19 protein-coding genes are annotated in these 19,265 nt (G+C 63.2%); 8 read left to right on the forward strand and 11 right to left on the reverse strand.

The genetic code is table 11. The annotated features are described in order from the left end of the window. Positions 1 to 55: 55 nt before the first annotated feature. The 4 genes from BMY84_RS01700 to BMY84_RS01715 all read right to left on the reverse strand — a co-directional run bounded on the left by BMY84_RS01700 (position 56) and on the right by BMY84_RS01715 (position 5,852). Positions 56 to 2,875 carry a TonB-dependent receptor gene (locus BMY84_RS01700; protein ID WP_093079818.1) on the reverse strand — a complete coding sequence of 940 codons (2,820 nt, stop codon included), beginning with the start codon at positions 2,873 to 2,875 and terminating at the stop codon, positions 56 to 58. 253 nt (positions 2,876 to 3,128) lie between these two features. Beyond that, positions 3,129 to 3,833 (reverse strand): 2OG-Fe(II) oxygenase, encoded by a 705-nt coding sequence (locus BMY84_RS01705; protein ID WP_093079821.1) that lies wholly within the window; start codon positions 3,831 to 3,833, stop codon positions 3,129 to 3,131. A 40-nt stretch (positions 3,834 to 3,873) separates the two neighbouring features. Then, positions 3,874 to 4,629, reverse strand: a complete 756-nt coding sequence (locus tag BMY84_RS01710; protein ID WP_093079823.1) for a class I SAM-dependent methyltransferase — start codon at positions 4,627 to 4,629, stop codon at positions 3,874 to 3,876. Between the two features lie 50 nt (positions 4,630 to 4,679). Next, on the reverse strand, positions 4,680 to 5,852 hold the full coding sequence (locus BMY84_RS01715) for a nucleoside hydrolase (RefSeq protein WP_093079826.1): 1,173 nt from the start codon (positions 5,850 to 5,852) through the stop codon (positions 4,680 to 4,682). Positions 5,853 to 5,902: 50 nt separating this feature from the next. On the opposite strand from BMY84_RS01715, the gene pip reads away from it, so the two are divergent. The 3 genes from pip to BMY84_RS01730 are packed head-to-tail and all read left to right on the forward strand — an operon-like array spanning position 5,903 to position 7,665. Continuing rightward, positions 5,903 to 6,844 carry a prolyl aminopeptidase gene (gene pip, locus BMY84_RS01720; protein WP_093079828.1) on the forward strand — a complete coding sequence of 314 codons (942 nt, stop codon included), beginning with the start codon at positions 5,903 to 5,905 and terminating at the stop codon, positions 6,842 to 6,844. A 22-nt stretch (positions 6,845 to 6,866) separates the two neighbouring features. Next, positions 6,867 to 7,277: a membrane protease subunit gene (locus BMY84_RS01725; protein WP_256215000.1), complete on the forward strand. Its 411-nt coding sequence runs from the start codon at positions 6,867 to 6,869 to the stop codon at positions 7,275 to 7,277. 28 nt (positions 7,278 to 7,305) lie between these two features. Beyond that, positions 7,306 to 7,665, forward strand: coding sequence for a hypothetical protein (locus BMY84_RS01730; protein WP_093079833.1), 360 nt, complete (start codon positions 7,306 to 7,308; stop codon positions 7,663 to 7,665). Positions 7,666 to 7,671: 6 nt separating this feature from the next. Here BMY84_RS01730 and BMY84_RS01735 read toward each other — a convergent pair whose 3' ends face one another. The 5 genes from BMY84_RS01735 to BMY84_RS01755 form a co-directional block, all read right to left on the reverse strand. Then, a complete protein-coding gene (locus tag BMY84_RS01735; protein ID WP_093079836.1) occupies positions 7,672 to 7,893 on the reverse strand; it encodes a type II toxin-antitoxin system HicB family antitoxin in 222 nt (73 codons plus the stop codon). After that, positions 7,890 to 8,141 carry a type II toxin-antitoxin system HicA family toxin gene (locus BMY84_RS01740; protein ID WP_093079838.1) on the reverse strand — a complete coding sequence of 84 codons (252 nt, stop codon included), beginning with the start codon at positions 8,139 to 8,141 and terminating at the stop codon, positions 7,890 to 7,892. Before BMY84_RS01740 ends, BMY84_RS01735 begins: the two co-directional genes overlap by 4 nt. Positions 8,142 to 8,264: 123 nt before the next feature. Then, positions 8,265 to 10,448 carry an excinuclease ABC subunit UvrB gene (gene uvrB / locus BMY84_RS01745; protein ID WP_093079841.1) on the reverse strand — a complete coding sequence of 728 codons (2,184 nt, stop codon included), beginning with the start codon at positions 10,446 to 10,448 and terminating at the stop codon, positions 8,265 to 8,267. A 50-nt stretch (positions 10,449 to 10,498) separates the two neighbouring features. Beyond that, a complete protein-coding gene (locus BMY84_RS01750; protein ID WP_093079843.1) occupies positions 10,499 to 10,927 on the reverse strand; it encodes a hypothetical protein in 429 nt (142 codons plus the stop codon). After that, positions 10,914 to 11,885 carry a DNA/RNA non-specific endonuclease gene (locus tag BMY84_RS01755; RefSeq protein ID WP_093079846.1) on the reverse strand — a complete coding sequence of 324 codons (972 nt, stop codon included), beginning with the start codon at positions 11,883 to 11,885 and terminating at the stop codon, positions 10,914 to 10,916. Before BMY84_RS01755 ends, BMY84_RS01750 begins: the two co-directional genes overlap by 14 nt. Before the next feature lie 158 nt (positions 11,886 to 12,043). Here BMY84_RS01755 and BMY84_RS01760 point away from each other — a divergent pair, with 158 nt between their 5' ends. The 5 genes from BMY84_RS01760 (at position 12,044) to BMY84_RS01780 (ending at position 14,825) form a co-directional block, all read left to right on the forward strand. Then, positions 12,044 to 12,598 carry a DUF3617 domain-containing protein gene (locus BMY84_RS01760; protein WP_093079848.1) on the forward strand — a complete coding sequence of 185 codons (555 nt, stop codon included), beginning with the start codon at positions 12,044 to 12,046 and terminating at the stop codon, positions 12,596 to 12,598. Between the two features lie 12 nt (positions 12,599 to 12,610). Then, positions 12,611 to 12,904 carry an HNH endonuclease gene (locus tag BMY84_RS01765; RefSeq protein ID WP_093079851.1) on the forward strand — a complete coding sequence of 98 codons (294 nt, stop codon included), beginning with the start codon at positions 12,611 to 12,613 and terminating at the stop codon, positions 12,902 to 12,904. Positions 12,905 to 12,991: 87 nt separating this feature from the next. Next, entirely contained in the window at positions 12,992 to 13,498 is a 507-nt protein-coding gene (locus tag BMY84_RS01770) for a DUF3617 domain-containing protein (RefSeq protein ID WP_093079854.1), read from the forward strand. 164 nt (positions 13,499 to 13,662) lie between these two features. Beyond that, the gene (locus tag BMY84_RS01775) at positions 13,663 to 14,073 is read left to right on the forward strand and encodes a DUF6924 domain-containing protein (RefSeq protein ID WP_093079856.1); all 411 of its coding nucleotides are present in this window, start codon (positions 13,663 to 13,665) and stop codon (positions 14,071 to 14,073) included. A gap of 236 nt (positions 14,074 to 14,309) precedes the next feature. Further along, on the forward strand, positions 14,310 to 14,825 hold the full coding sequence (locus BMY84_RS01780) for a DUF3617 family protein (protein ID WP_093079859.1): 516 nt from the start codon (positions 14,310 to 14,312) through the stop codon (positions 14,823 to 14,825). A gap of 9 nt (positions 14,826 to 14,834) precedes the next feature. On the opposite strand, the gene BMY84_RS01785 is transcribed toward BMY84_RS01780, so the two are convergent. Both BMY84_RS01785 and BMY84_RS01790 read right to left on the reverse strand, forming a co-directional pair. Then, a complete protein-coding gene (locus BMY84_RS01785; RefSeq protein WP_093079861.1) occupies positions 14,835 to 16,067 on the reverse strand; it encodes an MBL fold metallo-hydrolase in 1,233 nt (410 codons plus the stop codon). Between the two features lie 152 nt (positions 16,068 to 16,219). Beyond that, on the reverse strand, positions 16,220 to 19,144 hold the full coding sequence (locus BMY84_RS01790) for a TonB-dependent receptor plug domain-containing protein (protein ID WP_256215003.1): 2,925 nt from the start codon (positions 19,142 to 19,144) through the stop codon (positions 16,220 to 16,222). Positions 19,145 to 19,265: the final 121 nt, after the last annotated feature.

Below are 19,265 nucleotides of genomic sequence, written 5' to 3' on the forward strand. Positions count from 1 at the left end.
ACGCATCCTCATAACGGGCGGGGAACGACAGGCTTTAGCTGTGCCTAATCAGAATTTAACTACGCGGCCCATTGCCCGCGCCGGGCATGCCGAAGAACAGCTTGCGGAAGCTGATCGACACGGTCCGGCCCAGCGGGTCCAGATAGCCCGGCTGATAGCGCAGCGGCGTCGCCCCGGTGGCGTCCGTCACCTCGCGCCTCTCGTTGAAGATATTGTCGATGCCGATCGACAGCCGCGATCCGCGCAGGAAGGGCACATTCTTCACCAGACTGGGCATCTGCCCCAGATTGGCGAAGATGCGCAGGTTCGCGGTCGCCAGACTGCCGAAATTCAGGCGCGAACTGCCGCTGCTCGTGCCGGTGAGCGCGCCGTCGACATGGGTGCCGCTTTCCCAGTCCACGCCCAGCCGCGCGCCGATGCCATTATTCATATAGCCTACCCGTGCCTCCACCTCATGCCGGGGCTGGCCACCCGACGATCCGGTGGCGTCGCCATCCAGCAGATTAAGAGGCGCCACGCCCGGCGCGATCAGGATATTCTCGGTGAAATGCCAGGTATGATAGACGCTGAAGCTCAGCCGCCCGCCGCCCTGTCCACCGGGACCGCTGCGGAACCCGCCGCCGCCCGGCCCGCGCTGGCCACCACCGCCGGGGCCACCGGGGCCTGCATTATTGCCGCCACCACCCGGCGCCCCACCCGGAGGCGGACCGCCTTCCTGCCCCGGCTGCCGGTTGCGCTGGAAGGCGGCGCGCAGATCGTTCAGTTCCTTGGGCCGGTCCTCCGGCTTGGCTCCGGCCGCGCGCCACGCCTCGATCACCTTCTGGATATGCGATTTCAGCTGGAAGGACAGGTCGAAGCCCCAGCGCAGCTGTTCGCTCTGCGACCGCAGGAAGTTGATCGGCCGCGCGTCGATCTGGAGCAGATTGCCATCCTCGTCGCGCGCGAAGCGCTGCGGGAAGGCCGCCTCGATCGCGGGGGTGGGCGATGGGAAGGCGGAAATGGGATTGCTGGTTCGGCTATTGAGATAGGTGGCGGTCAGCGTCAGGTTCGGCTTTTCGAACGGCTTGACCGTGGCGCTCAGGCGGAACTGGTCGCGCACGCTTTCCTTCAGCGTCGCATTGCCGCCCGACAATTGGGTGACGAACACGCTCTGCCCGGTCGCATAGTCGAACACGGAGACATTGGGCGTGGAAATCAGCGGATCGGTCAGCTGCGTGCCGGTCGGCGCGGCGCGATCCTGATTGGCGGACACCAATATCTGCACCGCCTTCACCGGCTGCCAGCGCAGGCCATAGCCCAGCGTCGAGAGCGTGCCGAAATCCGAATAGCGCTGCGCGGCGGCGTTCAGGTTGACGCCGATGTCGCCGACCGCGCCCAGCACATCCTTCGACCGGCTGGTCAGCGGCACGTCCAGGCTGATCTGGCCGCTGCCGATCTGGCGATCATAATCATTGCTGCTTTCGACGCCCGACCGCACCGACCGGCTGCTGAAATCATTGGCCGACGCGCCGAGGCGGATCGACGTCATCACCTTGCCCGCCGGCAATTCGAACAGCGCACCGCTGATCAACAGGTCGCCCTGCACCGCCTGGCTCTTCGCCCGCGCGCTGTCGGTCAGCCGCGTGGAGAGCAGCCCGGACGAGAAGCTGCCATAGGGATTGACGCTGGCGTCGCCCGCATCCAGCGCCGCCTGAATAGCGCCGCTATCCACACCGCGATCGGTGCGGGTGCGGGTGATCGACAGGTCGCCATTGCCGGTGAAGGACCATTGCCAGCTTCCACCCAGCCGTCCGTTCAGCGTCAGCCCCATATGCCCGGTGGTGCCACGGATGCTCTGCCCCAGCGCGCCGCCCTGCGCCAGATAGCGATAGAGGGTCACGTCATTGGCGAAGGGCGAGAAGGGATTGCCCGTCGGCAGCGTCAGCGCCGCCTGCGACAGGCCCTGCAACGAATCGCTGTCCGACAATTCCAGCCGCCCGTTGATCGTCGCGGAAACCCCGCCCAGCGCGCGGGCCAGCGTGGCGTTGGCGGAAAAATTCTCGGTCGACGGGCTGAGCGTGCGATAGCGGGTGATGTCGCTGACGTCGGTCACATTCGCGCCCGCGGTGAAATCGGCCAGCGTCGGCGCTGCTGTGGCGGCGCTGCCCGGCACGCTGGCGACCGTCACCGTCTGCCCGGCCAGCGCCGACAAAGCGGGGTCGATCTCGCCGCCCTGGCTGGTCGCGGTCACATTGCCACCCAGCGAATAGGGGCGGCTGGCGGCGGTGGAGGTGATGCCGCGCTGGCTCTCCAGCAGATGCGCGGCGCGGCTATATTCCAGATTCAGCGTGAAGCGATTATCGCCCTGAATGCGCAATATCCCTGCTTCCAACTCGCCATTTTCGCGGCCGCCCTGCGTGGTCGTGCCCAGCTTCGCCTGCCCCGTTTCCGCGCGGAACCGTTCGCGCAGCACGATATTCACCACCTTCTGCGTGGGCGCATAGCCATAGGATAGCGCCACCTGTTCGGGCAATATGTCGACCCGCTGGATCGCCTCGGTCGGCAAATCCTGAATTTCCGAGAAGCTGGAAATCCGCTTGCCGTTCAGCAGAATGACCGGCGTGCCATTGGTTTGCGGCGACAATTCGGTGATCAGTTCGGAAATGGAGGCGACGCCCAGAGCGCGCACATCGGCGGGCGACAATTGCTGTTCGGGCTGGATATCGCCGATCACCGACCCGCGCTGCACCTGTCCGGTGACGACGATCTCCTCGCCCTCATTCTCGTCCATATGCTGGACGGCGCCGCCGCGCTGCGGTTGCTCCTGCGCCATCAATGCGCCGGGCGCCACGCCCAGCAAAAACGGCAGCAGAATGACAGATGCGGATCGACGCACGAAAATACCCCCACAGAACAGACCGGAACCCCTATTTGTCTAGCTGCCACTTGTCGCAAGATTCTGGCATTTGCCGGACAAATTTGTCGCAAAATGTAATGTGCCGGCTGAACAGGGGCTGGCTGATTGTTATAATTCCGCACCGGCCCGCACCGTCACCCGACCGCCCAGACATAGTATCCTAGATGGGCGGTCGGGTGGGGGTGTGGGCCGGTGCGGGCCAAAATGCGCCCTTTCGCGCATTTTCAAAGACTCATGCAGCGTCGTGAAAAATCAGGCCCAACGTATAGCGCACGCCCGACAGCAACCGACTGACGCCATGGCGCATCTGCACCCTGTGCACGCCGCGCGTGCCTATGACCGGCCGGTCGCGCACCGGGAAGACCACGGCGTCGCCCCGTGCCAGCGGAACGACTTCCGGGCGGGACTGCATCCGGGGCCGCTGCTCGGTCAGGACGAAGGCGCCGCCGCTGAAATCCCGGTCCGGCTGCGACAGTAGCACCGCCGCCTGCAAGGGGAAGATATGCGGGCCATAGACATCCTGATGCAACGCATTCCAGTCGCCCGCTTCGTACCGCAGCAACAATGGCGTCGCCTTGTCCTGCCCGCCCAGCGCACAGCGATTGAGGAAATCGGCATGACGCGGCGGATAGATATCGCTGCTCCCCAGCATCGCCGCCCAGCGATTGGCTTGCGCCGCCAGCGCGGGCCACAGGGCTTCCCGCAACGTGGCAACCGGCTCCGGCAGCGGATAGGCGAAGTAACGATAGCGCCCCCGGCCATAGCCATGCCGCGCCATCACCACCTCCTTGCGAAAGGCGGCGGGATCATCCCACAGCGCGATAATTGCGGCGCACTGGTCAGGCGACAGGAGAGCAGGCACGCGCGCGGCGCCATGGCGGTCGAGATCGGTGAGGTCCATGGGAAGCGGCATGGCGGAGGAGGGCGCTACCGTCATCCCACGCCTTGCGCTCAAATCCTCCCCGGCACGGGGAGGATTATCGCGGCTTCCTGAACCGGAACAGGAAGCGGTCCGTCTTCCCCCGCACCGCCGGATCGAACACCAGCTTGCCATGATCGTCCGCCGGATTGGCCAGCAACGCGCTTTGTGCCTCCAGCACGAAACCGGCGCTTTCGAAATCCGCCTTCACCACCGCCGGATCGATCCGGTGCAGCGCGTCGACGATCGCCCGCGTGTCGCCCGGCGCACCCACATGGTCGATGATCCCGACAATCCCGCCCGGTTTCGTCGCGGCATAGAGCGTCTTCACGAACGCGGCCGGATCGGTGCGCGGGATGCCATATTTGTCCGACTGCCAGTAAAGGTCGTGATAGCTCATATTGATGATGGTGAAGTCGAAACTGTCGGCCGGCGCTGCGAACGCCTCGAACGGATAGCGCACCCACGCCACCTCCGGCCGCCGGGCGACCAGCGCCGCCCATTTAGGCTTTTCCTCTTCGCTGGCATAAAATTGGCTGGGTTCGAACCCCGTGACCTTGCCCTTCGGCCCGACCAGATCGGCCATGATCTCCGCCCAATAGCCCGAACCGGTCATGATATCCGCTGCCTTCATGCCGGGCTTCAGGCCCAGAAATTGCAGCGTCTCGGCCGGTTTGCGGCTGGCATCCAGGGCCCGCGCCTCGGCCGGGCGTCTGGGGTCGGCGATCGCGGCGGCATAATCCGCCCTGGCGAGAGCGGCGATCGGGTTGGCGATGGCCAGTCCCGTAACGGCAAGTGCAACGATCAGGCGCATGATACCCCTCCTGCAAGGAAGCGCGACCATGCGCCCGTCGCGCGCCCGGTTCAACGGCGCGCTTTGGCGCGGGTCGATATCTTTCCGCCGTTGGTCGAAGCGCCCACCGGTCGCCTGTACAGCGCCGTCATCGCCGCCTCCATCTTCGCCCGGTCGACCGACAGGATCACCCGCTGCGCCTGTTCGCCCAGATGCGGGCGATAGGCCTCACCCCAGGACAGCGTATCGCCATAGGCCGCCGTCTGGCTGGTCTCGAAATCGATCCACAAAGTCTCGTCCTTCGTCACGATCTCCGGGTTCAGCCATGCCATCGCGACAATCTCGTCCCACATCGGAAAGCCCGGCTGCGGGCCATTTTGCAGCGCATCGGTCAGCGCCGTCCCCGCCGGTTTCAGCCCGTCCAGAAAAGCCCGCGTCCATTGCGTGCCGGTGGACGGATCGACCGGGATCATGCTGATCTTCCGCCAGGGCGCATGGGCGAAGATCTTCGCCGCTTCCGGGTCCCAGCGGATATTGAACTCGCGCCGCGGCGAATTGACGAATTCGCGCGCAAACTGCTCGGCCGACGCGCCCTGCAACGCCTGATGCGGCGCCAGGCTGCCGCCCATATACAGGATTTCCTTCACATTGGCGGCAAAGCTGGGGTCCATGCTCTGGGCGATGGCGATATTGGTCATCGGCCCGGTCGCGAACAGAGTGATTTCGCCCGGATGCGCCTTCACCATGCGCAGCAGAAAGGCGGCGGCGATTTCCGTGCTAGGCTTGGTCACCGGATTGCCGATCGGCAGGTCCGCTACCTTGGTCGGGTCGCTCGATCCGGGATGATCCTGGATCGTGTCGCCCGGCCAGTAATCGGTCCACGGCCCCTTGAATATCAGCCGGCCATATTGTCCCTCCCAGCGCTTGGTCGCCTCCGCACTGTTGATCAGCGGGAAGGTCGCGCCCGGCACCACCGGCACATCGGTCCGCCCGATGATCTCCAGCGTGCGCAGCGCATAGGCGGTTGCCGTGTCGCGCCACACCGATCCGCTGGTGGTGGTGATGCCCAGCACCTCCACATCCGGGCTTTGCAGCAACAACAGCGGCACGCCATTCAGGCCGATCACATCATCGTCGATGATCACCAGCCGCTTTCCGGACAAGGACGCGCCCGGCTTCGCGTCTGCTGCCTGCACGCTCATCGCCCATGCCAGCACGCCCAGCATCACCGTCCTCATCCGCATCGCGCCACACCCCCATTTCGCTTGCGCGCGCCGCCTGTTAGGACGGAGCCATGCACAGTCTCTATCCCCCCATCACCCCCTATGCCACCGGTCATCTGGATGTCGGGGATGGCCACAGCATTTACTGGGAACGCGCCGGCACGCCGGGCGCGAAACCGGCCGTCTTCCTGCATGGCGGGCCGGGCGGGGGCATTTCGCCCGATCATCGCCGGCTGTTCGATCCGGCCCGCTATGATGTGCTGCTGTTCGACCAGCGCGGCTGCGGCCGGTCGACCCCGCACGCCCATCTGGAGGCCAATACGACCTGGCATCTGGTCGCCGACATAGAGCGGCTGCGCGAGATGATGGCTGTGGACAAGTGGCTGGTCTTCGGCGGCAGCTGGGGATCGACACTGGCGCTGGCCTATGCCCAGACCCATGTCGATCGCGTGACCGAACTGGTGCTGCGCGGCATCTTCACCATCCGCCAAAGCGAGATCGACTGGTATTATCAGCATGGCGCCAGCCGCATCTATCCCGACAAATGGGAACGCTTCGTGGCCCCGATCCCGGAAAGCGATCGCGGCGACATGGTCGGCACCTATCGCCGCATCCTGACGGGCGACGATCGTGCCGCCCGGATCGCCGCCGCCCGGGCCTGGAGCGTGTGGGAAGGGGAAACGATCCGCCTGCTGCCCGATCCGGCGCTGTCGGCCACCCATGATGCGGATGATTTCGCGCTCGCCTTCGCTAGAATCGAAAATCATTATTTCGTCCATGGCGGCTGGATGGAGGATGGCCAGCTGATCCGTGACGCGGGCAAGCTGGCCGGCATTCCCGGCGTCATTGTGCAGGGCCGCTACGACATGGCCTGCCCCGCCGAAACGGCCTGGGCGCTGCATCGTGCATGGCCACAGGCACGCTTCGAGATGATCGAGGGCGCGGGCCACGCCTATAATGAACCGGGCATATTGGACGCGCTCATCCGCGCGACGGATGGATTTGCCGACTGAACAACGGGGGGAGAGCTGAAGCATGCGCATAACCGGAACCGGGATGCTGGGGATCATCCTGCTCTTCGCCCTGACATTGTCGGGGGTGCTCTGGTGCTGCCCGACCTATAAAGTCTACAGCAAGGAGCAGGATGGCCGCGCCGCACTGGCGGAGGCGCAATCGTCCCGCCAGATCGCCGTGCTGGAGGCGAAGGCGCGCCTCGAAAGCGCCAAGATGCTGGCCGACGCCGAAGTCGTCCGGGCAGAAGGCGCTGCGCGCGCCAACCGCATCCTTCAGGACAGCCTGGGCGGTCCCGACGGCTATCTGCGCTATCTTCAGATTCAGGCGATCGATTCGAAGGAAGCCAGCCTCATCTATGTGCCGACCGAAGGCGGCCTGCCGCTGCTGGAAAGCGGCAGGCTGACGTCCCGCGCGCCTGCACCGGGCAACTGACGGATCATTTCGCGCCCGGCCCTGGTTAATGGTCGGAGCGTCCCATCATGACGGAGAAAAAGACGTGCGAATTGCGATCCTGTTGCCGATCTCCCTGTGCCTCGCCTCTTGCGGCGGCGGTGAAAGCGACACCCCCGCGCCCCATGTCGACCAGCCCGACACCGGCGCCGCCGCACAGGTCGCAAAGCTGGACCCGGACCTGCGCAACGGCGTGCTGGAAAAGGCGATCAAGGCGTCGGGCGCTGCCTGCCCCTCGGTCACGGGATCGGAGCGCGCGGAAATCCGGCCGGGCGTGAAAGGATGGAAGGCGCAATGCAATAATGACAGCGCCCACCTGATCGAAATCCTCCCCGACGGCACCGCCAAGGTGACGAGCCGGACTTATTGAGGGGAATCAGGCGGCGTAGATTGCCGGGCGATAGCGCGCGTCGGGGATAGGGTGGCCACGGTCACGCGCAAAATCGAGCCACAGGCCGATCACAACCTGCACTTCTGCAATAGCCTCCGCCGGCGTATCGCCATGGGCGGAACAGGGTTTGAGGTCGGGGACGTCCGCGATCCAGACCTTGTCCTCTTTCGACCAGAAGACATTGATGTGGTAATGATGGTCCATCATTCGTCCATGCTGAGGCCGTAGGCTTCGACCATATCAAGAAATTGTTCGACCTGATAGGCTTTGGCGTCCTTGCCTTTCGGCTGGATGATCAGCGGACGGTCGAGGCCGGCACGGCCATAGACATGATGGCTGCCCGTCACGCGCGTCAGGTGAAAACCAAAGGCTTCGAGCAAGCGCTGGAAATCACGAAAACTGACGTTGCGGTTGCCTTGCAGCAGGCGTTCGAGAAGTTTGGCGGGTTTGACCATGGCTGCTTATCCTGATGTTCAGCCATAAACTAAGAGTCCTTTAGAGTCCGCCGTCCAGTGTTATTATAATAGGTTTTCAACTCAAATTTACTGAAAATTTCTCACTCACCAGACGGTTAGAAATTACCGCCCAAATTTCCGCGTCGTCTTCCCAAATCTTCCCTTCCTTGTCCCCGGCTTCCCCTCCGTCGCACGGCCTCTAGGCGCCGCGACCTGCTGCTCATGCGGCAACCCAAGCTCCTCCGCTTCCAGCTTGCGGATTTCGTCGCGAATGCGGCCGGCTTCCTCGAACTCCAGGTCCGCCGCCGCCGCGCGCATCTTCTTTTCCAGATCCTCGATATAGGCGCGCAGATTATGGCCGACGAGGTGCGGGCGATCCTCCAGCCCGGTCTCGACCGTGACCTGATCCTTGTTCGACACATGGGCGATGATGTCGCCAATATTGCGCTTGATCGTGGTCGGCGTGATGCCATGTTCGAGGTTGTACGCTTCTTGCTTCTCCCGCCGCCGTGACGTTTCATTGAGCGCCCGCTCCATCGATCCGGTAATCCGGTCGGCATAGAGGATTACGCGCCCCTCAACGTTCCGCGCCGCGCGGCCGATCGTCTGGATCAGCGATGTTTCGGACCGTAAAAAGCCTTCCTTGTCCGCGTCCAATATCGCCACCAGCCCGCATTCGGGGATATCCAGTCCCTCGCGCAGCAGGTTGATGCCGATCAGCACGTCATAGACGCCCAGCCGCAAATCGCGGATCAACTCGATACGCTCCAGCGTCTCGACGTCCGAGTGCATGTAGCGGACTTTGATGCCCGCCTCATGCATGAACTCGGTCAGATCCTCGGCCATCCGCTTGGTCAGCGTGGTGACGAGCGTGCGATAGCCCTGCGCCGCGACCTTGCGGCATTCGTTGATGAGGTCGTCGACCTGATCCTCCACCGGCTTGATCTCGACCGGCGGGTCGATCAGGCCCGTGGGCCGGATCACCTGTTCGCTGAACACGCCGCCGGTCTGCTCCATCTCCCACGGGCCGGGGGTGGCGGACACGCTGACCGTCTGCGGCCGCATCGCATCCCACTCGTTGAAGCGCAGCGGCCGGTTGTCGATGCAACTCGGCAAACGGAACCCATATTCGGCGAGCGTAATCTTGCGCCGATGGTCGCCCCGCGCCATCGCGCCAATCTGCGGCACGGTCTGGTGGCTTTCGTCCACGAACAGCATCGCGTTTTCGGGCAGATATTCGAACAGGGTCGGCGGCGGCTCGCCCGGCAGGCGGCCGGTCAGGAAGCGGCTGTAATTCTCGATCCCCGCGCAGCTGCCTGTCGCCGCGATCATCTCCAGGTCGAAATTGGTGCGCTGCTCCAGCCGCTGCGCTTCCAGCAGCTTGCCTTCGCTCTCCAGCTCCTTCAGCCGCTCGACCATCTCGAACCGGATCGCCTCCATCGCCTGTTTCAGCGTCGGCCCCGGCGTCACATGGTGCGAATTGGGGAAGACCTTCACATAATCGAGGCTCGCGACCTTCTTGCCGGAGAGCGGATCGAACTCGACAATCTCCTCAATCTCGTTGCCGAAGAAACTGATGCGCCAGGCCGTGTCCTCATAGTGCGACGGGAAAATCTCCAGATTGTCGCCCTTCACGCGGAAATTGCCGCGCGCAAAGCCCGCATCGTTGCGCTTATACTGAAGCGCCACCAGCTTGCGGATGATCTCCCGCTGATCCTCGATCCCGCCCTTCTTCATGCTGAAGGTCATGGCCGAATAGGTTTCGACCGAGCCGATACCATAGAGGCAGGATACCGACGCGACGATGATCACATCGTCCCGCTCCAGCAGCGCGCGGGTGGCCGAATGGCGCATCCGGTCGATGCTTTCGTTTACGCTCGACTCCTTCTCGATATAGGTGTCCGACCGCGCGACATAGGCTTCGGGCTGATAATAGTCGTAATAGCTGACGAAATATTCGACCGCATTGTCGGGGAAGAAGCTCTTAAACTCCCCATAAAGCTGCGCCGCGAGAATCTTGTTCGGCGCAAGGATCAGCGCGGGCCGCTGCAACGCCTCGATCACCTTGGCCATGGTGAAGGTCTTGCCGGAACCGGTGACGCCCAGCAGCACCTGATCCTTCTCCCCGGCCAGCGCCTGCTCCACCAGTTCGGGGATCGCCGTGCGCTGGTCGCCCGACGGTTCATAATCGCTGACCAGCGTGAAGGGCCGACCGCCCTCGCTCTTTTCAGGGCGCGCGGGGCGATGCGGCACGAAGCCTTCGCCGGTTTCCGGTTCATCGAGCGTGGTGCGGATCTGAATCGACATGGGCGCAATATGGGGTCTTTGGGCTGCGACGCAATCGGCGTCGGAACGGGTCAGGGTTTCAACTCGAAAGCGCCCTCGGGCATGGGCGGATAGACGACCGGCTTGTCCCCGAACCGCGCGCGCAGGGCAGTCTGGCGGCGGTCCATGCTGATTGTTTCGACATTCACTTCGTCAGGAAAACGGAAGCTGATATCGACCTTCCCCTGCTTGATTTCATATTCCATGATCGACCAGCGCTTGATGCCACCCTCGTCTGACTCGGCATACCAAGCCTCCCAGAGAAGATCGGATAGCGTTTCATTGTCGTCGAGATAGCGAATCTGATCGCCTTCATCCTTGAAGATATTCGGGCTGATCCAACCCTCGCCGATCTCGACGTAAAGAAAAATGCCATCGGGGTCGCCGCCGACGATATCGACCAGTTCCACGCCAATTTGGTTGAAGAGATGACTCAAAATGTCGAGCTTATCTTTTGCCACCGACTTTGCCTTTCGCTTCGTTGGGGAATTTCTGGCTGGCTCTTTGGCCATCGACTTCCCAGCTGACATTGAGTTGGTAAGGACGTCTCGACGCTCCGTGGTAAAGCGGTTCGATAACCACAAAGACCTTATGCCCGGCGCGCAATTCCCCGGCCCATTTATCTTCCATGACACGATAGGCGCCGCGGTTGAAACTTGCATCCTGGGCGAAATGGTTGAAGCTGTCGCGGGGGCCGTTGAAGCGAGCAGCGATATAATGGCCGCCATCGTCGCTGGCCAGCCGATCGGGCTTGCCCGCCTCTGCCTGATTGCGGCGTGAGCGCGCGATCTTCTCCGCCAGAGACAATTGACCAAATGTCCGCCGATTGCGCGCCGCGACATCGATATGGAAATCATAGCCATGCTTCGTCTCCCGCTTCCAGTCTGCATCGAGAATCTGGCTTTCGAGCGTTGGCGGCTTTGCAGTGTTGGGCGGCAGCTTCCCGCCATGCCGCTCCATATAATGAGCAAGGCCGAGAAACCTGTTCTTCGCGTCCCGTCCCGCGTCCAGATAGGCCTGATTGGGCAGCTTGATCGGCTGCCCGATCGTCAGCGGCTGATCGACCGACTGCCCGTTAAGCCATGCCAGGCCCCGCACCGTCAGTTCCTTCCGCCGCGCCGCGAGGCGGGAGAACGAGTCCCCCGGTTGCACGATATGGACACTATGATTGTCCGGATGATCCACGCGATTGCGGCTGCGATCGGGAAGGCCATCCTCGTCCCGATAGTCTTTTGGCCCGCGCGTTCCCCCGCTGCCACCGGCCCCGAAATAGCGTCCCTGCCCGGCAAAGGTGAAGCGGCCATTGTCTTCGTCATGCCAGGGGTTGAACTTCACTTCGATCGCGGGTGGCGCGACACGGCGCCCGGTCCGAAGATAGAGGCTGAAGGCGGTCAGTTCTCCTGTCACCCCGCGCTGCATGCAAACTCCCCCCAAAGTTTCCGCATCCCGCTATCATATCGTCAAGAACAAATCAAGAACATTCATCCCATTTGCGCCATGTCATTGAACCCACGCACGGCGACGTTATGTTCTGTCACGGGCCGGGACACAGGTGGGCTGAAACTGGGAGGATGAAGATGCGTCGGACGATGGGGATGCTGGCGCTGCTGGCGGCAGGACTTTCCGCCTGCAATGACAAGCCGGGCGACAAGGCGGGCGACATCGCCGCCACCGATGCGATGAGCAAGCAGGCGGTGAAGGAACAGGTGGACAAGGTCCAGTTGAAGCCCGGCCAGTGGGAAGGCCGCTTCACCGTGCAGGATATCGACATGCCCCAGGCGCCCGCCGGCGTGGAGGAGCATATGAAGGGGCTGATGAACCAGAGTTCCTACAAATATTGCGTCACGCCCGAACAGGCCGCCAATCCCAGTGGCGAGATGTTCGCCGGGCAGGAGAATAAGGACTGCACCTATGGCGGGTTCGAGGCGAAGGCCGGCAAGGTGAAGGGGCAGGTATCGTGCAAGGCGCAAAATGGCGTCATGAATGCCGCCATGTCCGGCACCTATGCGCCGGAAAACTTCACCATGGACATGGATATGAAGATGGAAGGCGGCGCGCAGGGCATGACCATGGCCATGACCGCCCGGTCGGAAGGCAAATGGATCGGCCCGGACTGCGCAGAGCAGCCTTGATGCGATCATGCCTTGGCTGAGGACGTGGCGGATGACGGGGGCGGGGCCTGCTGGCTCTGCGCCCGTCCGCTGGGGCGCCGGGTAGAGCGGCATCACCCCCGCCCCAAAAGCCGGGGCGGGCGTGACACCGTGCCGGTCCATCCGATCTGCCATCGCATCATCCATGCCACGCTGACCAATGCCGATCTGGCGCGCGCCTTCGCCGATCCTGACGCTCTGCGCGCCCATCCCGACATCGCCCGTTTCCTCCTCTGGATCGCGGACAAACCGCCCGATTTCCACGCGCCCACCCGCCGCCGCCGATAATCTCGCCGCCCCATCATTTCCGCTTGCGCTTTGGCCGCCGCCGGTAGAGCCTTCGCCCTGTTCCGAGACGAGAACAGGGGAGAGGATATGCGAACGATCATGCTGGCGGCGCTGCCGATCGGCTTTGTCTTTGGTCTGGCTGCCTGCGGCAGCGATCCGGCCCCCGCGCCCCAGGCTGAGGAAGCACCGGTGCTGATGCAGGGCGGCGAGTGGGAACTGGTTCGCAAGACCACCGGCTACAACACCCCCACCGTCACCCCGGCGGAGTATCAGGAAGCGCTGAAACAGGTCGCCACGCAGAAGCTGTGTATTGCCGTCGATGCGCAGGGCGTCCCCGCCGCCGATGCGCTGGCGGGGCAGGAAGGCACGGCCTGCACCTTCAAGGACAAATTGGTGCGCAAGGGCCGCCTGATCGCGACGCTGGCCTGCACGGCGGGCGCGGGCACGTCCGAAATCGTGATAGAGGGCAATTATGGCGCGGACACGCTGATGCTCGGCACCACCATGACGAAGACGCAGGGCGGCAAGCCGGTGCTGCGCACCACCCATGACCTCACCGGCCGCCGGCTGGGCGATTGCCCCACGCCGGGCTGAGATAAGGGACGGGTTGTGATGACCGCTCCGTCATTTCGGCGCGCAGCGCTTGCAATGCGGATTCAGGCAAGGCTGCGTGGACAATTCGGTCGGTCTGAAAACGACCACTTGCGGACATTCGCGACCTGTCTATTTTCACCGCATAGCTGACAGAGGGCAAAAGAATGATCCCTATTGATGGCGACCGAACGCCGCTGGTGAGAACCGACTTTTCCAACGACCGTGCTTGGGAGCGCGTTATCGAAGCGGTTTCCAAGCCTTCAGTCGATGGATTTCTCGCCAACCTAAATCCGGTGAATGATCATCGTTATGATAACGCTGATCCTTTCAAGCTGGCGGAGGAAGCTGATGCTAACACCAACGTTGCATTGATCGTTATCGCAGACAGTCGCACGATGATCGAACCACAGATGCCATTGCTTTGCGTTGATCCCATTCCCCCCGGTGGACAGTTCCGTTGTATTCCTGCTGAACTTTGGGGTGTCGAAAATAACGTGTCGCTAGCAAATATGGACTTTAGCGAATTTGCATCAGCCGTCGAAGCGGATGGCGTATTTCGCGGGTTTCAGGACTGACATTCTAAGGGAAGTTGCAATGTCTGCATCTGTAGTTTGCAGGCCCAACAGCCGCCATTCCGCTTTCCACCCATCCCGGCCATTCAGCGGGCGCTGAATTTGTCCACACGGTCCAATACCCCCACCTTCCAAAAATGCAGCATCTCTGCTTCAAACCATTGCCGAAAAGCCGGTGTGCGTTAGGCCTGCGGTAATCGCCCGCCGCTACGCTACCACCCGGAAATAGGGGGCGGCCGATGCGGCGGATCGGGATCATGGGCTTGACGGCGATGCTGGCGTCCTGCGCGCCGCCGCCGGTGGACGATCCCGCCAATGTGCCGCGCCTTGGCCGCTGGCGCGACGAGAGCCGCGCGATCGGCGTCACCATCGATGACCAGTCGGTGCCGCTGGAGGAACTGCCCGCCAGCCTGCGCGCCGACATGGAAAAGGGCGCCAAGTCTAAGGAGCTATGCACCGAACCGCGCGTGCGCGACGCGCAGGAAGCCACCCGCCTGCTGCGCGCCCAACTGCCCGAATGCACGATGGAGCAATGGACGCAGGATGGCGCCACCCTGACCGGCCTGGCCCGCTGCGCCCCGCAGGATGTGAACGGCGCACAGGCGACCCCGACCGTCCGGGCGGAGGGGATGGTCGGCGCCACCTATCTGCGCCTCGACATTCAGAGCATCCTGCGCATTCCCGAACCTTCGGGCGCCAGCCACAGCGCGGTCCTGCGCCTGCGCCGTACCCTGGAACGGATCGGCGACTGCTGATCGGCTTTCCTATTCCAGCGCCCGGATCGCCCGTTCGTCGCACCGTTTCGGCCCGATCGGCGCCGGGCTGACGGTTGGCACCAGCAGCGACTGCCCCACCCGCAACGGGGCGAAGCGCTTCCGCTCTATCCCCGCGCAGCGCAGATATTGCTCCAGCATCCGGGGCGGCGTGTCCCATTGTTCGTATGACAGGCGGAACGTGCCCCAATGGATGGGGATCGCCGTGGAAGCGCCCAGCCGTTTGAACACCTCCACCGCCTGTGCCGGGCCGATATGCGCGTCCGACTGCATCTGTCCCGGCCAGAAGCGGAAGGCGCCGATCGGGATCAGCGCCAGCCGGATCGGGCCATATCGCGCCGCTTCATAGGGCCAGGCCATGTCGCCCGCGCCGGTATCCCCGGCGAAGAAGATATTGCCCGCCCGCGTCCCGATCACGAAACTGGACCATAAAGCCCGGTTGCGGTCGGTGCCCCACCGGCTGCCCCAATGATGGTTGCGGGTCACATGCACCTGATAATCGGGGCAATGTTCATAATTGCCGCACTGGATCACCGCCTCCGGCGCCAGCCCGTTCAGCGCCGCGCCGCTGACCGACTGGCCCCAGTCCAGCGCCGTCGCCGGAATCCCGTTCGCCTTCAGGATCGCGTCATTGCCCAGGCTGGTGACGATCTTGGGCCGGTCCCGCTCCCACAGGCGCTTCAATGTCGGCAGGTCCATATGGTCATAATGATTGTGGCTCAGCACGATCAGGTCGATCTTGGGCAGGTCGTCGAACCGGATGCCCGGCTGCGCGACGCGCTTTGGCCCCAGCGGGGGCAGCGGGCTGGCATAGTCGGACCAGATCGGATCGGTCAGGATATTGAGCCCCGCCGCCTGCACCAGCACGGTCGCATGGCCGACCCATGTCGCCACCATGCCGCGCGGCGCGGCAAAGGGGGCCGGGCGCGCCGGCTTGACCGCGATCGCCTCCGGCCAGGGCGGCCGGTCGTCATTGCCCAGCAGCCAGCGCGCGATGAAGCCCTGCCGACTGGTGCCGGGCGGCGCGGGCGTATCGATCACGCCATCGGGATTGTGGAAATGCACGCCGTCAAAATGGCGGCTGACCGGCCCCCGATAATAGATCCGGTCCAGAAAGGGCGGCAATATGGTGATCGCCAGGCACAGCGTGATGACCAGGAACAGCAGCGCCACGCCCGCCCCCCTTATCACCGCGAAAACATTGATGCTGAAACGGCGACCCATGCCCACTCCCGAAAGATGCCACGGGCGGACATAGCGCGGATCGGCGACACGGCAAGGGCTGGGGTGGAGCAGGGGGCAGGGCAGGGGCGCCGCCCAAGAAAAAGGGGACGGAAAACCGCCCCCTTTCGTCCCTCTGACGCTGTCGATCCGATTTACATCGTGATTTTGGCGCCCGCATACATGTAGCGGCCGACATAGCTGATCGGATAGTTGCTCGACGCGATCGAGGGCTGCTGGTCGAACAGGTTGTTCGCGCCGACATAGAAACGGAACCGCTCGTCCACGTCATAGGCGACGTACAGGTCGTGCTGCCACTTTTCCTTGTACCAGAGATATTCTGGTGCTGCGATGTCGGGGTTGGCGTCGGTCTGCTCGGTGGTGTAGCGGCGGGTCTTGCTGAACCAGCTTACGCCATAGTTGACCGTCAGCTTGTCCAGCTTCCACGTAATGTCGCCGGTCACGTTCCACTTGGGGAAATATGGCTCTTCACGATCGACATTGACCTCGGCGCCCGGCGTCGCAATGAACTGCAACTTGTCGAGATAACCGCCGACCAGCGAGATGCTGAACGCGCCCGCCTTGGCGGTATTGAAGTTGTAGTTCAGCTTCATGTCGGCGCCAGCGGTCTTGAAATTGGCGACATTTTGCGGCTGGACGAAATAGCCCGCAATATAGCCGGTGCCGGTGGCGCGCGTGATATTCTGGCAATAGACATTGTCCAGCGTCGGCTGGTCGACGCACAGGCCCGCCAGTTCTTCGGCCGTCGGCGTGCTGATCGCATTCTTGATCTTGATGTCATACCAGTCGAACGACGCGATCAGGCCCGGAATGAAGCGCGGGCGCAATACGGTGCCCGCCGTCCAGGTCCGTGCCGTTTCCTCCCGCAGATTGCGGTTGCCGCCCGAATTGCCCGGCAGGCTGACCGTTGCCGTCGGATCATTTTCGGGGTTGAAGGCCGCGATCTGTTCCGGCGTCAGGCCCGCAGCGGTCAGGGCAGCCTGGCAATTGGCGGCGCGATATTGCGTGCCTTCGCCGATATAGACCGGATCGCACGGATCGCCGATGAACGAGAAGCCGCCGTTACGCGGCGCGAACAATTCGGTGATGTTGGGCGCACGCACCGCTTCGGACAATGTGGCGCGGAAGGTGATGTCGGGGATCGGCGCATAGGTGCCGTCCACCTTCCAGGTCGTGGTCTTGCCGACGGTCGAATAATCCGACAGGCGCACCGCTGCGCCGAACGACAGCGTATGGGCGAAGGGCACTTCCTTGAGCACCGGCACCGACAATTCGCCGAAGATTTCCTTCACGTCGAAGCTGCCCTTTTCCGGCAACTGGAGCGAAAAGTCCTGCAACGCCCCCTGCTGCAACAGCTCGTCGGGGACGAAGCTGCTCTTTTCCTTGCGATATTCGCCGCCGATCGCAAAGCCGATCGGGCCGCCGGGCAGTTCGAAAAACTGGCCGAAATCGCCGGAGATCGATCCCGACACGACATGCTGCTGGATCTTGGCGCGGTTCATGATGTCCGCATTGACCCAGTCGAGCGCCGCCTGACTGGGCGACCCGTTGCCCAGCAGGTTGAGCGGCTGGCACCCGCTGCCTGCGCCCGGCGTGAAGGTGGTGGCCGGGGCATCATAATTGTCGGGATTGATATTGCCCGTCGGGTCCAGCGTAGACCGGCAGACGATCTGGCCCGTCGCCGGATCGCGCACCGCATCGATCGCTGCCCAGTAGCGGTCGCCGATGCGATAGTCGGTCAGCAGCACCTTCGATTTGGTCTGGCCGAACGTGTAGGACAGTTCATATTTCGCATGATCGGAAATCGCGCCCTCGAACCCGCCGACGAAGCGCATCGTCTCGCGGTTGTTCTTCTCGCCACGCACGCCCATGTCGAAATTGTCGCGCGACACCAGCGCGCCGTCCGGCGCCAGATCGCCAAACTGGTCCTGCAAATAGGCATTGTCCGGCGTCAGATAGGTGAAGAAGTCGAACGAAGGCTGCGCCAGCGTGAAGGTCTTGTTCTTCACATATTTGGCTTCGAAGAAGAATTTCACCGCGTCGCTGAAATCATAATGCGACAGCAGGTTGAAATTATGCACCCGGTTATAGGCTTGCAGGTCGCCCTGATAGCCGGCCAGCGGCGTGCTGTCGCCGCCCTGCGTCAAACCGCCCGACGACGGCAGCAGCAGGCCGCGATCATAGACTTTGCCTTCCCCGGTGAAGTCGGGAATGCCATCGAAATCGACGTCGATCGCGCCGCCCAGCGAACTGTCGGCATAGCGCAGATTATTGAACGGCCGGCGGTCGGGCACGTTCGGATCGTCAGGAATGTCCGCCGGATCACGCACGATGCCATAGGTGTTGAGCGGATTGCCGGTCCGGCTGCGATTGAAGCTGCTCAGCCGGTCCTGCTCCCGAAATTCGTAGGACAGCGCGATATTGCCGCGCCCGTCGCTGAAATTCTTGCCATAGGTCAGCGACCCATAGCGCTGGCCCGCATCGCCCCGGCTGGAAATGCCGACTTGCCCGCTCGCCTTGAAGCCGTCGAAATTCCGCATCAGGCGGAAATTGACCACGCCCGACACGCCGTCCGCGCCATAAATGGCCGATGCGCCACCGGTCAGCACGTCCACGCCCTCGATCAGGTCGTTGGGGATGGTGTTGATGTCGACCGCGGCCGACCCCGACAGGCTCGCCACATGGCGGCGGCCGTTGACCAGCACCAGCGTGCGGTTGTCGCCCAGCCCGCGCAGGTCGAGCAGCGCAACGCCAACCGCGCCGAAATCGCTGTTGGACCCCGACGTCCGCGCGCCGCCCAGCGAATTGATCAGCGCCGGATTCTGCGCCAGCGTATCGATGATCTGGACGTTGCCTGCCTGCTCCAGCGTTTCGGCCGTCACCGTCACCAGCGGGTTGGCGACATTATAGTCGCTGCGCTGGATGCGACTGCCGGTGACGACGATCGTCTCGCTATCGTCCACGGCGGCGGATTGCTGCGCCATCGCGGGCAGGGCAGGCAGGGTGGAAAGGGCGCTTGCGGCCAGAAGGGTCCGCGCAAAAGCGGTGCGGTTGATCATATTTACCCCTGTTTCTTCGCTGCTCTCGATGGAGCGGAATGCAGGAAAAAATCTCAGGAAAGCACGCCAAGTCAATGAATCTGCGATGAATGCCCGCCAAATGTAGCGTATTTATTGCAAC

Origin of the sequence: Sphingobium sp. AP50, assembly GCF_900109095.1 — a bacterium.
GTDB lineage: Bacteria > Pseudomonadota > Alphaproteobacteria > Sphingomonadales > Sphingomonadaceae > Sphingobium.